General features: G+C 66.3%; 10 protein-coding genes and 1 pseudogene. 7 read left to right on the forward strand and 4 right to left on the reverse strand.

Annotated features, from left to right (window positions below; all coding sequences use genetic code 11):
• From QTH90_RS21695 to QTH90_RS21710, 4 genes and pseudogenes are all read right to left on the reverse strand, one after another.
• Nucleotides 1-285, reverse strand: a pseudogene (locus QTH90_RS21695) (TonB-dependent siderophore receptor); the annotation flags it as partial.
• 75 nt (nucleotides 286-360) lie between these two features.
• Entirely contained in the window at nucleotides 361-555 is a 195-nt protein-coding gene (locus QTH90_RS21700; protein ID WP_286666652.1) for a hypothetical protein, read from the reverse strand.
• A complete protein-coding gene (locus tag QTH90_RS21705; protein WP_286666653.1) occupies nucleotides 552-1,742 on the reverse strand; it encodes a PepSY-associated TM helix domain-containing protein in 1,191 nt (396 codons plus the stop codon). Before QTH90_RS21705 ends, QTH90_RS21700 begins: the two co-directional genes overlap by 4 nt.
• A 21-nt stretch (nucleotides 1,743-1,763) precedes the next feature.
• Complete coding sequence (locus tag QTH90_RS21710) at nucleotides 1,764-3,896, reverse strand: TonB-dependent siderophore receptor (RefSeq protein ID WP_286666654.1); 2,133 nt, start codon at nucleotides 3,894-3,896, stop codon at nucleotides 1,764-1,766.
• Nucleotides 3,897-4,053: 157 nt separating this feature from the next.
• On the opposite strand from QTH90_RS21710, the gene QTH90_RS21715 reads away from it, so the two are divergent.
• The 7 genes from QTH90_RS21715 to QTH90_RS21745 all read left to right on the forward strand — a co-directional run bounded on the left by QTH90_RS21715 (nucleotide 4,054) and on the right by QTH90_RS21745 (nucleotide 12,065).
• Nucleotides 4,054-5,649, forward strand: a complete 1,596-nt coding sequence (locus QTH90_RS21715) for a phospholipase D family protein (RefSeq protein WP_286666655.1) — start codon at nucleotides 4,054-4,056, stop codon at nucleotides 5,647-5,649.
• Between the two features lie 152 nt (nucleotides 5,650-5,801).
• Complete coding sequence (gene gnd / locus QTH90_RS21720) at nucleotides 5,802-6,815, forward strand: phosphogluconate dehydrogenase (NAD(+)-dependent, decarboxylating) (RefSeq protein WP_286666656.1); 1,014 nt, start codon at nucleotides 5,802-5,804, stop codon at nucleotides 6,813-6,815.
• Entirely contained in the window at nucleotides 6,812-8,893 is a 2,082-nt protein-coding gene (gene tkt / locus QTH90_RS21725) for a transketolase (RefSeq protein WP_286666657.1), read from the forward strand. Before gnd ends, tkt begins: the two co-directional genes overlap by 4 nt.
• Nucleotides 8,894-8,901: 8 nt before the next feature.
• Nucleotides 8,902-10,551, forward strand: coding sequence for a phosphoglucomutase (alpha-D-glucose-1,6-bisphosphate-dependent) (gene pgm / locus QTH90_RS21730; RefSeq protein WP_286666658.1), 1,650 nt, complete (start codon nucleotides 8,902-8,904; stop codon nucleotides 10,549-10,551).
• A gap of 121 nt (nucleotides 10,552-10,672) precedes the next feature.
• A complete protein-coding gene (locus QTH90_RS21735; protein ID WP_028249307.1) occupies nucleotides 10,673-11,305 on the forward strand; it encodes a response regulator in 633 nt (210 codons plus the stop codon).
• A gap of 94 nt (nucleotides 11,306-11,399) precedes the next feature.
• Nucleotides 11,400-11,774 (forward strand): P-loop NTPase family protein, encoded by a 375-nt coding sequence (locus QTH90_RS21740; RefSeq protein ID WP_286666659.1) that lies wholly within the window; start codon nucleotides 11,400-11,402, stop codon nucleotides 11,772-11,774.
• A gap of 129 nt (nucleotides 11,775-11,903) precedes the next feature.
• The gene (locus tag QTH90_RS21745) at nucleotides 11,904-12,065 is read left to right on the forward strand and encodes a hypothetical protein (RefSeq protein WP_286666660.1); all 162 of its coding nucleotides are present in this window, start codon (nucleotides 11,904-11,906) and stop codon (nucleotides 12,063-12,065) included.
• Nucleotides 12,066-12,072: the final 7 nt, after the last annotated feature.

Raw genomic sequence — 12,072 nt, forward strand, 5'->3', positions numbered from 1 at the left:
GCCGCGGATCGAGATCTGCAGGTCCTGCGCGAGGTTCTGGCGGTTCTGGATCTGCAGGCCCGGCACCGCGCTCAGGCCTTCGGAGAGCTGCGCCTGCAGCCGCATGTCGCGGATGTCCGAGCCTTCCACCCGGTCCACCGAGCCCGCCACGTCGAACACCGGCTCCACACCACGCGGCGTCGTGACCGTGACTTCGCCCAGGGTCGGTGCGGTCCCGACGTCCTGTGCGTGGATGGAGGACGAAGTGGCGACCAGCAGACAGGCGACGGTAACAGGAAACTTCATGGCGGCGATTCTGCGTCGAGCCGCCACCGCCCGCTTGGAGGGCAAGACCCTATGGCGCCGCGCCTCGAGCCCGGCCTACGGATGCCGCGAAGACCGGAACCAGCCGAACCAGATGCCCACCGCGACCGGGATGCCGAGCGTGACCCACGCCAGCGCATCGCCCAGCCCGCCGTCGCTGAAAAGCGCCGACACCAGTCCGATGCAGGTGAGCAGGCCCAGCACGATCGGCCAGCCCCAAACGCGCCAGAAGTGACCGTGATGCGGCTTCATGTGCCCACCTTTGCCGCCGCCGTCGACGCGGGCTGCGCAACGGGTGCGTGCGCCGCGTGCGGGTCCGCACCTGCCTTCGCCGAAGCCGGTACCGTGTTGCCGCGCTTCAACCACAGGTAGAGCCCGCTGCCCAGCACGATGATGGTCGCGATGTCGAGCAGCGCCCACAGGATCTGCATCGGCATGCCACCGTAGTCGCCGAAATGCAGCGGCTGCGACACCAGCAGCGCCGTGAGGTACCACGGCAGCCTGGGGCTCGCGGTGATCACGCCGGTCTGGGCATCGACGAGCACCGGCTGCAGCAGCCGCGAAGTGAAGGGCTCGTTGCCGCGCAAGAAGAAGGTGTTGTGGTGCGGGCTCGAGAACGCCGTGCCCGGAAAGGCGATGAAGGAAAGCTTCATGCCCGGCGCGCTTTGCAGCGCCACGTCCATCGACTGCTGCACGGAGCCGCGCTCCGCCATCGGGACCGTCGGCTGCCCCTGATACGGCTTGAGCAGCGCGCTCAACTGGTCGTGCTGCCAGTACTTCACGATCAGGTCGGCCCAGGTGTTGATCATGCCGGTGGCACCCACCGTGAAGGCCCACACCAGCGTCACGATGCCGAGCAGGTTGTGCAGGTCCAGCCACTTGAGGCGTGGCCGGCGTTCGCGCCGTACGGTGCCGAATTCGAGTTTGCGCATGAAGGGCGAATACAGCACCACGCCGGAGACGATCGCCACCAGCAGCAGAAAACCCATGAAGCCGAGGAACAGCATGCCGGGAAGCCCCGCGAACAGGTCGACGTGCAGCTTGAGCATCACGTACATGAAGCCTTCGTCGGTCTTGGGCTGCGCCAGCACCTTGCCGGTGCGGGCATCGACGGCGACCTGCTTGAAGTCATCCGTCGGCGCCGGCGTCGGGGTGAGCGTCACGAACCAGATCGCGTCGTCGTCCTCCGGCTGCGAGGCGTACTGCACCACGCGGTCCGGATGCAGCGCCTTGGCCGTCTCGAGCACACGGTCCAGGCTCTCGCGCGGCGTGCTGGCCGGCATCTTCGGCGCTTCCACCTCCGTGCCCAGCAGATGCCCGATCTCATGGTGGAAGATGAGCGGCAGCCCCGTGATGCACAGGAGCAGCATGAACACCGTACAGACCAGACTGCTCCATTTGTGGACCCAGGCCCAGGTCTTGATTCGTTGGCTCTTCATCGGTGCGATTTTGCCGGAGCGTCAGAAGCGGTAGGTCGCGCTGGCCACCGCATTGCGGCGGGCGCCCCACCAGCAATCGCCACGCGACAGGCAGATGGAGTTGTAGACCTTGTCGGTCAGGTTGTTGATGTTCAGCGCCAGGCGCCACTTGGCCGTTTCGTAGGCCACCATGAGATCGAGCAAGGTCACGGAAGGCGTCTCGGGGGCCACGCCATCCTGGAACTTGCCCATCCAGCGCACACCGGCGCCGGCGGAGAAGCCCGGCATTCCGTTGACGGTAAAGCGGTATTTGGCCCACGCACCCGCCTGGTGGCGGGGCACCTGGGTCAGCTGCGGATCGACGTCGGTGTAGTTGTAGAACCCGAGCACGTCCCAGTCCCTGGCCAGCGTGGCCTTGACCTCGAACTCGGCGCCGGTGGTCTTGGTGCTGCCGGCCTGCACATAGTCGATGCCGCCATTGGGATCCAGGATCAGGCGGTTGTCCTCGCGCAGGTCGTAGACCGCAGCGGTGAACTGGATGGGCCGGTCGTTCGGCAGGTACTTGACGCCCACCTCCCATTGCTTGCCGCGCTGCGGCGTGAAGCGCTCGTTGTTCGCATTCAGGCCAGCCACCGGCGTGAAGGATTCGCCATAGCTCATATAGGGCGAAACGCCGTTGTCGGCCGCATACATGAGGGAAAAGCGCTTGGTCGTGGCGTCGCTCTTCTCGTCGTCGCTGCCGACCAGGCCGTTGGTCACTTCGTCATGGCGCAGTCCGGCAAGGACGATCCAGTTCTTGGCGAACTTCATCTGGTCCTGCACGTAGACGCCGTACTGGCGCTGCGTCGACTTCGGGCTGTCGACCAGTTCGTAGGTCGGGAAAGGCTGGCCGTACAACGGCGCGTAGGCGTCGATGAGCGGCTGGGTGCCGCCGAGGTAGATCGGATAGTCAACGCCCGAGCGCTTGTTCATCGAGTAGCGGGCGAAGTCCAGGCCGGTGAGCACCTGATGCTCGACGGCGCCGGTCTGGAAGCGGCCTTCGACATTCTGGTCGGCCTGCAGCATGTTGACCTTGGTGATGCTCGAATCCCAGAAACGACCGAACAGGCGCTTGTTGACCGGATCCCCGGCCCAGCCGCCCGGCACCGTGAACGAGTCACCATAGAAGCCGGTGTAGTCGACATTGTTGTGCGTGTAGCGCAGGTTCTGGCGCACGGCCCATTGGTCGTTGAACCGGTGCTCGAAGAGCCAGCCCGCCGTCGAGCGCTCGGTGTCGTAGCGGTCATAGCCCGGCTCGCCGATGAAACGGCGGGTGGGCAGGATGCCGTTCGGGTTGGGGAGCAGCATGCCTTCCCAGGGGAAGAATTGGGAGGTCGAGCCCGTCTTGTCTTTCTGGTAGAGCGCCTGGAGCGTCAATGAGGTGGCTGCGTTCGGCCGCCACGTCAGGGACGGGGCGATGAGCTGGCGATCGTCGCGCACGTAGTCCACCTGCGTGTCCGCATTGCGGCCCACGGCAATCAGGCGGTAGAGCCACTGGCCGTCTTCGGTCAGGGGGCCGGTGAGGTCGGTCTGAAGCTGCGTGCGGTTCCAGCTTCCGAACTGCACGCCGACCTCGCGCTGGGTCTCGGCCAGCGGCCGCTTGCTCACCATGTTGACGACGCCCGCCGTGCTCCCCTGCCCGAAGAGCATGGCCGATGGGCCGCGCAGGACTTCGATGCGCTCGAGCGTGTACGTTTCGGTGCGTGCGTTGCTGGTGTAGTAGTCGAAGTTCTTGCGCAAGCCGTCGAGGTATTCGTCGGGGTTGCCGCCGCGCACCAGCACGCTGTCAGTGCGCGAATCGACGCCGTAGGCGTCCGAGCGCACGCCGGCGGCATAGCCCAGGGCATCCTGAACGTTGTTCGCGCCCTGGTCGATCATCTGGTCGCGGGTCACGATGGTGACCGATTGCGGGGTCTCGGACAGCGGCGTGTCCGTCTTGGTCGCGGACATGGCATTCCTGGCCCGGTAGCCGACCACCGGCGACGTGGCGCTTTCGACCTCGGCGTTCGCATCGACCCGGACCTCGGGCAAGGTCGTCGTGCCGCCGGTCTGCGCCAGGGCCTGTTGTTGGACGTAAATGGCAAGGCAGCCCGCAAGCATTGCGGCCGCCTGGCGCCGCCCGAAGTTGATCCGCATCGAAGGCATCGAGTGATATTTGATTGCAATTGATAATAATTCGCATTCTATTCATGAACAGAATGTGAACGCAACGTCAATTCAGTCGACACCCTGACGGGGAACCCGGACATGGGCGGGCCGGCTACGATCCGCTGGCCGCAACAATCCAAGCTACATGCCCAGACTCTCCGCGATGCCTGCGTCGATGCTTCGTTGCCTGGCGATCGCGTTCGTCTGCCTGATTTCAGCCTGCGCCAGCTTGCCGTCGCGGACGGTCACGCCGTACAGCCCCGCCGTCACGGCCTCGCCGGCAACGGAACTGGGAAAGCTCACCGCCGCCTTCTACGAACAGCGCGACGGCGTATCCGGCGCACGGGTGATGCCGCAGGCCGCCCTGGCGCTCGATGCGCGAATTGCGCTGATCCGCCACGCCCAGACCGCGCTCGACTTGCAGTACTACCTGCTCGGCAACGACAAGACCGGCAAGCTGATCCTCCGCGAACTGCGCGACGCGGCGCGCCGCGGCGTGCACGTGCGGCTGCTTCTCGACGACTTCTACACGGTCAAGCTCGATCCCGTGCTGCTCGGACTGGCTGCCCATCCGAATGTCGAAATCCGCCTGTTCAACCCCTTCGTCACAGGCAGGGACCACACCGCGACCCGCTGGCTCAGCTTTGCCGGCGATTTCAGCCGGCTCAACCACCGGATGCACAACAAGCTCTTCGTCGCCGACGGGGCCGTGGCGATCGTGGGCGGGCGCAACCTCGCGGACGAATACTTCCTGCGCAGCGCGGGCGCCAACTTCATCGACCTGGACATGCTCACGGCCGGCCCCGTCGTGACCGAGCTCGAGACGATCTTCGACAACTACTGGAACGCCGAGGTCGTCTACCCGCTGCACGACATCGTCCCGACCAGCGAAGCGCCCGAAGCGCTGCGGGCAAGATTCGACATCCTCACCTCCGAGGCAGAAGCCCCGCCGCTCGAGCCCCCGCCGGAATCGGACATGTTCGGCGATCCGCCTGTCAGCGCGGCCCTCGCCCAAGGCAAGCTGGAGCTGATCCCGACGCGCGCCAATGCGGTGGCCGACTCCCCCACCAAGGCGCTGCGCGTCGAGGGCGGTGACATGCCAGAGCATCGCCCGCCCACCGTGGCAGAGCGCATGCGCGCCCTCTTCGACCTGGCGAAGTCCGACATCAACATCATCACACCCTACTTCCTCCCGAGCGACGCGGTCATGGACCACATCGCGCGGCTGCGCGCACGGGGCGTTCGGATCACCATCGCCACCAATTCGCTGGCCGATTCGGACGAGCCGCTCGTCAACATCAACTACAACAGCTTCCGCGCCGAGATGCTCCGCATGGGCGTGACGCTGTACGAGGTGAGTTCGGAGCAGATCAAGCGCAGCCTCAACCTGCGCAAGGTGTTCCGACAGTCGCGCGGACGCCTGCACGCCAAGCTGGCGCTGATCGACCGCGAATGGGCGCTCGTCGGCTCGCTGAACTTCGACCCGCGCTCGGCCTACATCAACACCGAGCTCGGCGTGCGCTTCGAAGGCTACGAAGTGACGCACCGGCTGGTCGACGCGTTCCAGGTCGACAACGTCGAGAGCGTCTACGAAGTCCGGCTGAAACCCGGCACCGACCACATCCAGTGGGTGACGACCGACGGCGAGAACATCGTGCTGGACGAGGAGCCGGATGCGAATGCGCTGGTGCGGCTGAAGCTGCTGCTTTTCTCCTGGTTCGTTCCGACCGACCTGCTCTAGACGCACCGTCCACACCCAAGCGCCCGATCCGAGCCTCGCTCGACTTTTTCCGTGGCCGGGAAGATGATGCCCCGCCGCCCCTGCCGTCTATGGAACTCGACGACCAGGACGCGTTCACACATCACCCAACCGGACTCACAGGAGCATTCGCGATGCAAATCGGCATGATCGGACTCGGACGCATGGGCGCCAACATGACGAACCGCCTGATGCGTGGAGGCCACGACTGCGTCGTGCACGACAACGCCCCCGCCTCCATCGAGCGATTGGCCGCCCAAGGCGCAACCGGCGCGGCCACGCTGCAGGACTTCGTTGCAAAGCTCGCGCAGCCGCGGGCAATCTGGCTCATGGTGCCCGCCGCAGTCGTGGACTCCGCGCTCGCCTCGCTCACCCCGCTGCTGGCGCCAGGCGACATCGTCATTGACGGCGGCAACTCCTACTACCGCGACGACATCCGCCGCGCCACCGAACTGCGCGCCATGGGCCTGCACTACGTCGACGTGGGCACCAGCGGCGGCATCGCCGGCTTCGATCGCGGCTACTGCCTGATGATCGGCGGCGAAGCCGAGACCGTGCAGCATCTCTCGCCGCTGTTCGCCACGCTGGCGCCCGGCGTCGGCGAACACGCACCGACACCGGGCCGCGCCCCCGGCGGCGGCACGGCCGACCAGGGCTATCTGCATTGCGGCCCGCATGGCGCGGGCCACTTCGTCAAGATGGTGCACAACGGCATCGAGTACGGGATCATGGCCGCCTACGCCGAGGGCTTCAATATCCTGCGCGGCGCCAACATCGGCAAGCGCTCGCACGACATCGACGCCGAGACGACGCCGCTGCGCGACCCCGCGCTCTACCAGTACGACATGAACCTGCCCGAGATCGCCGAAGTGTGGCGGCGCGGCAGCGTGATCGGCTCCTGGCTGCTCGACCTCACCGCCGCCGCGCTCGCCGCCGACCCGGAGCTGTCGAACTTCCAGGGCCGCGTCTCCGATTCCGGCGAGGGCCGTTGGACCCTCCAGGCCGCCATCGACGAGGGTGTGCCGGCGCCGGTGTTGAGCTCCGCGGTGTATGCCCGTTTCAGTTCGCGCGGCGAGGCGGACTTTTCCAATCGCGTGCTGTCGGCCTTGCGGCACCAGTTCGGCGGCCACGCGGAAAAGAAATCATGAGCAGCGACGCACCGCCACTCGACCTGTTGTGCATCAACACGCTGCGCACGCTGTCCATCGACGCGGTGCAAAAGGCCAATTCGGGCCATCCCGGCACGCCGATGGGCGCAGCGCCCGTCGCCTACTGCCTGTGGCAGCGCTTCCTGCGCTATGACCCCAACGACCCGGACTGGCCGAACCGCGACCGCTTCGTGCTGTCGGTCGGCCACGCGTCGGCACTGCTCTACAGCCTTCTGCACCTGTGCGGCGTGAAGGCGAAGGGGCCGCATTACGCCACGCAAGACGGCCTCGCCGTCACGATGGCCGACCTGCAGAGCTTTCGCCAGGAAGGAAGCCGCTGCACCGGCCACCCCGAATATGCATGGACCTCGGGCGTCGAGACCACCACCGGCCCGCTGGGCCAGGGCGTCGCCACCAGCGTCGGCATGGCCATCGCGCAGCGCTGGCTCGCCGCCACCTACAACCACAACCGGCCCGGCCACGAACTCTTCGACTACAAGGTCTACGCCCTGTGCGGTGACGGCGACATGATGGAAGGCGTGAGCGCCGAAGCCGCATCGTTGGCCGGCCATCTGAAGCTCGCCAATCTGTGCTGGATCTACGACGACAACCAGATCAGCATCGAAGGCTCGACCTCGATCACCTCGGACGAGGACGTCGGCGCGCGCTTCGAAGCCTACGGCTGGAAAGTCGTCCGCGTCGCCGATGCGAACGACCTCGAAGCACTCACGCAGAGCCTCCGCGACTTCAACGCCACGCTGGACAGGCCGACGCTCATCATCGTGCGAAGCCACATCGGCTACGGCGCACCGAACAAGCAGGACACCAAGGAAGCACACGGCGAGCCACTCGGCGCGGAGGAAGTCCGGCTCGCCAAGAAGTTCTTCGGCTTCGATCCGGACGCGCAGTTCACCGTGCCCGATGGCGTGCGGTCCCACTTCGAAGCGCAGTTCGGCCAGCGCGGCAAGAGCGCCCGCGACGCCTGGAATGAAGGGTACGCGGCCTACCGGGCGCAACACCCCGAACTCGCCGCAGAGATCGACCGCATGCAGCGCCACGAACTGCCCGAAGGCTGGGACAGCGAACTGCCGGCGTTTCCCGCCGACGCCAAGGGCATGGCCACGCGCGAATCCTCGGGCAAGGTGCTGAATGCCATCGCGAAACGCGTGCCATGGCTCCTCGGCGGCGCAGCCGACCTGTCGCCATCCACCAAGACGGCGCTCGGCTTCGAACAGGCCGGCGAGTTCAAGAGCGGCAACTACGGCGGACGCAACTTCCACTTCGGCATCCGGGAGCACGCGATGTGCGCCATCGCCAGCGGCATGACGCTGTCGAGGCTGCGCGCGTATGCCGCGACCTTCTTCATCTTCACCGACTACTGCCGTGGCGCCGTGCGGCTCGGAGCGATGATGGGGATTCCCGTCATCTACATCTGGACCCACGACTCCATCAGCATGGGCGAGGACGGCCCCACGCACCAGCCGGTCGAGCAACTCGCATCGTTCCGCGCGATGCCCGGCATGACGTTGCTGCGCCCGGCCGACGCCAACGAGGTCGTCGAGGCCTGGCGGGTCGTGATGCAACTGACGGACCGCCCCGCGAGCCTGGTGCTGTCGCGACAAGCGCTGCCCACGCTCGACCGCAGCCGCTATGCCAGCGCCAGCGGTGTCGCCCGTGGCGCCTATGTGCTCGCCGACGCGCCGGACGGCAAGCCCGATGTGCTGCTTCTGGCCAGCGGCAGTGAAGTCGCGCTCTGCATCGCCGCCCATGAGCAGCTGCAGCGCGAAGGCATCGCGGCGCGCGTCGTCAGCATGCCGTCGTGGGATCTCTTCGAGAGCCAGAGCGACGAATACCGAGACAGCGTGCTGCCGCCTGCGATCGCGGCGCGCGTTTCCGTGGAAGAGGCTTCGCCGTTGGGTTGGGAACGCTATGTCGGGCGCCGGGGCGCCATCCTCGGCATGCGCTCGTTCGGGCTCTCCGCGCCGGGCAAGGTTGCCGAGGCGCATTTCGGTTTCGACGCCGCGCATGTCGTCGCTGCCGCCAAGGAGCAGTTGGCAAGGCATGCGCGCCCAGCCTAGGGTCCATCATGGCCGAACGCATCAGTCCCCTCGCCGGCAAGCCGGCACCGCCCGAATCCCTTATCGACGTGGATGCGCTCGTTGCGGCGTACTACGCGGATGCTCCCGACCCCGGCGTCGCGGCGCAGCGTGTCGCGTTCGGCACCTCCGGCCACCGGGGATCGGCCTTCGAGCGATCCTTCAACGAGTGGCACGTGCTGGCGGTCACGCAGGCGATCTGCGACTACCGAAAGACCCAGGGCATCGACGGGCCGCTGTTCCTCGGCATCGACACCCACGCCCTGTCGCAACCCGCCTGCGCGAGCGCACTCGAGGTGCTGGCCGCCAATGGCGTCGACGTGATGCTGGCGACGAATGACGAATACACGCCGACCCCTGCCCTGTCGCACGCGATCCTCGGCTACAACCGCGGGCGGCAGAGCGGCCTGGCCGACGGCATCGTCGTCACGCCTTCGCACAACCCGCCGCGCGACGGCGGCTTCAAGTACAACCCGCCCAATGGCGGCCCAGCCGGCCAGGACGTCACCGGCGGGGTCGAGGCCGCGGCCAACCGCTACCTCGAACGGAAGCTCGACGGCGTCAAGCGCATGCCGCACGCAGCAGCCCTGAAAGCCGCGACGACGCACCGCCACGACTTCCTCGACGCCTACGTCGGCGACCTCGGCCACGTGATCGACATGGACGCGATCCGCGATGCCAGGGTCCGCATGGGCGTCGACCCGCTGGGAGGCGCCGGCGTCCACTACTGGGCGGCGATTGCCGACCGCTACAAGCTGGACCTTACCGTCGTCAGCGAGACGGTCGACCCGCGCTTCGGCTTCATGACGCTGGACTGGGACGGCCAGATCCGCATGGACCCTTCCTCGGGCTATGCAATGCAGCGCCTGCTCGACATCAAGGACCGGTTCGACGTCGGCTTTGCCTGCGACACCGATCACGACCGGCATGGCATCGTCACCGGCGGGGCGGGGCTGCTCGCGCCCAACCACTACCTTTCGGTCGTCGTCGACTACCTGTTCCAGCATCGCCCGCAATGGGGTGCGCAGGTGGCAGTAGGCAAGACGGTCGTTTCGACACAGCTGATCGACCGGCTCACCGCACGGCTGGGTCGACGTCTCTACGAAGTGCCGGTCGGCTTCAAGTGGTTCGCGGATGGATTGCTCGACGCCTCCCTCGGCTTCGTCGGCGAGGAAAGCGCGGGCGCCACCTTCCTGCGGCGTGACGGCTCGGCATGGACCACCGACAAGGACGGCATCACCGCCGCTCTCCTCTCGGCGGAAATCACCGCGCGCATGGGCCGCGACCCCGGCGCGCTCTATGCCGACCTCGCGAACGAGTTCGGCAATCCGGTCGCCAGCCGGATCGACGCACCGGCCACGCCCCGGCAGAAGAAGCAGCTCTCGGCGCTCTCGCCGCAGCAGCTCGGCGCCAGCGAACTCGCCGGCGAGAAGATCGAAAGCGTGCTGAGCCATGCGCCGGGCAACGGCGCCGCGATCGGCGGCATCAAGGTGATCGCCCAAGGCGGGTGGTTCGCCGCGCGCCCCTCGGGCACCGAGGACATCTACAAGATCTACGGCGAGAGCTTCCGCGGCGCCGACCACCTGCGCCGCATCCTTGACGAGGCCCAGACCATCGTCGACGCGGCCATCTCGCCTTGACCTCTCCTTTTCCTGCACGCTGATTCGCGGCTTGTCCTACGCGCGCTCGGGTCGCCCGCAGACAGGCGAAGGCGGGCGTCGGCCGCATGCTTACCCGGCCAATAAACTTGAGGAGTAAGCGATGATCAAGATCGGAATCGTGGACGACCACGCGATCGTGCGTTCGGGCCTGCGGGACTTTTTCTCGCAACACGTCGACCTCCGCGTCGTCGGCGAGGCTGCCAGTGGACGCGAAGCGATCGACCTGGTGCGATCCAACGAGATCGATGTTCTGGTCATGGACCTGTCCATGCCGGGCCAAAGCGGCATCGACGCGATCGCGATGGTCCGCGCCAAGGCGCCCGACACCGGCATCCTGATCCTCAGCGGCTACCCGGAAGAGCACTACGCGATGAACCTGATCCGCCAGGGTGCGAGCGGCTACCTCAACAAGGAATGCGACCCCAAGGAGATCGTGGAGGCCATCCGCACCATCTCGTTGGGCCGGCGCTACATCACACCCGCGGTGGCCGAACTGCTGGCCCGCCAGCTGGACCGCAAGAACGACGCGGCGCCGCACGAACAGCTGTCGGAGCGTGAATTTCAGGTGTTCCTGAAGCTGGCCACCGGTGAAACGGCCGGCAGCATCGCGGAACACCTATCGCTTTCGGTGAAGACGGTGAGCACCTACCGCAGCCGCTTGATGGAGAAGATGAACCTCGCCTCCAACAGCGACCTGACGTACTACGCCCTGAAGAACCAGCTGATCAGCTGAGCGTGGGTTGCTGCAAACTTTGTTCCGGCGCTGCAACTGATCGGCGGAAAATCACTCTCAACTTCCATCCGCCAGGTGCGGAAGCGAGGGTGACATGAAAGCGCGATTCAACGTCCGGGCTTTGCTCTGGGTCTCTGCGATCTGCCTTCCCTGGGCCGCAAGCGCCCAGCCGGCCGACCTGTCTGGCGAGCAGCAAGAGGCGGACTATCGCGTGATCGCCGCCCGCTGCGGCACGCCGGGATTCGAGAAAGCCTTCTACAAGCAGTCCAAGGCTGCCGTGGCCGCCGGGCTGGTGGTCAAGCATCGCGATCCGGTCCAGGTCGAGAAATCGGTCACTGCCCTGCGGCGCAATCCGGTGGTGCTGATCGGCACCCAGGCGGACTGCCCCGATCAGGTGACGCGCCTCAAGGAACTGCAAAAGGAACGGGCCAAGGCGCTGGGATCGCAGCGCAAGTCGGGCAAGGGCTAGCCGTGGACACGTCCCCGGTGCAATGTCAAAAGCTGTACGCCGTCGTTTAACAACACCTGTCGATTGGCAGATTCACACGAGGGCGGCGTCCGTACAGACTGGAGCCATCGAATCGAAGGGAAGCGGATCATGGATTCAGACCTTTACACCCTTGGCGCGCTGGCGATGGTGCTTGTCGGCGGATGGCTGCTCGATCATCTCGGCTGGTGGGGCGGATCGCACCTTTCAGAGGAAATGGAGCGCCAGCTCCAGAAATCCGCCGACACGATCCGCGGCGCGCCGCTGAACTGATGGAGCC

It is taken from the genome of Variovorax flavidus, assembly GCF_030317145.1.
Classification (GTDB): domain Bacteria; phylum Pseudomonadota; class Gammaproteobacteria; order Burkholderiales; family Burkholderiaceae_C; genus Variovorax; species Variovorax flavidus.

Bases quoted from the DNA above. Each gene is read 5' to 3' on its own strand.
- QTH90_RS21700 (WP_286666652.1), bottom strand. From the start codon at position 555: ATGAAGCCGCATCACGGTCACTTCTGGCGCGTTTGGGGCTGGCCGATC.
- QTH90_RS21705 (WP_286666653.1), bottom strand. From the start codon at position 1,742: ATGAAGAGCCAACGAATCAAGACCTGGGCCTGGGTCCACAAATGGAGC.
- QTH90_RS21710 (WP_286666654.1), bottom strand. From the start codon at position 3,896: ATGCGGATCAACTTCGGGCGGCGCCAGGCGGCCGCAATGCTTGCGGGC.
- QTH90_RS21715 (WP_286666655.1), top strand. From the start codon at position 4,054: ATGCCCAGACTCTCCGCGATGCCTGCGTCGATGCTTCGTTGCCTGGCG.
- gnd (WP_286666656.1), top strand. From the start codon at position 5,802: ATGCAAATCGGCATGATCGGACTCGGACGCATGGGCGCCAACATGACG.
- tkt (WP_286666657.1), top strand. From the start codon at position 6,812: ATGAGCAGCGACGCACCGCCACTCGACCTGTTGTGCATCAACACGCTG.
- pgm (WP_286666658.1), top strand. From the start codon at position 8,902: ATGGCCGAACGCATCAGTCCCCTCGCCGGCAAGCCGGCACCGCCCGAA.
- QTH90_RS21735 (WP_028249307.1), top strand. From the start codon at position 10,673: ATGATCAAGATCGGAATCGTGGACGACCACGCGATCGTGCGTTCGGGC.
- QTH90_RS21740 (WP_286666659.1), top strand. From the start codon at position 11,400: ATGAAAGCGCGATTCAACGTCCGGGCTTTGCTCTGGGTCTCTGCGATC.
- QTH90_RS21745 (WP_286666660.1), top strand. From the start codon at position 11,904: ATGGATTCAGACCTTTACACCCTTGGCGCGCTGGCGATGGTGCTTGTC.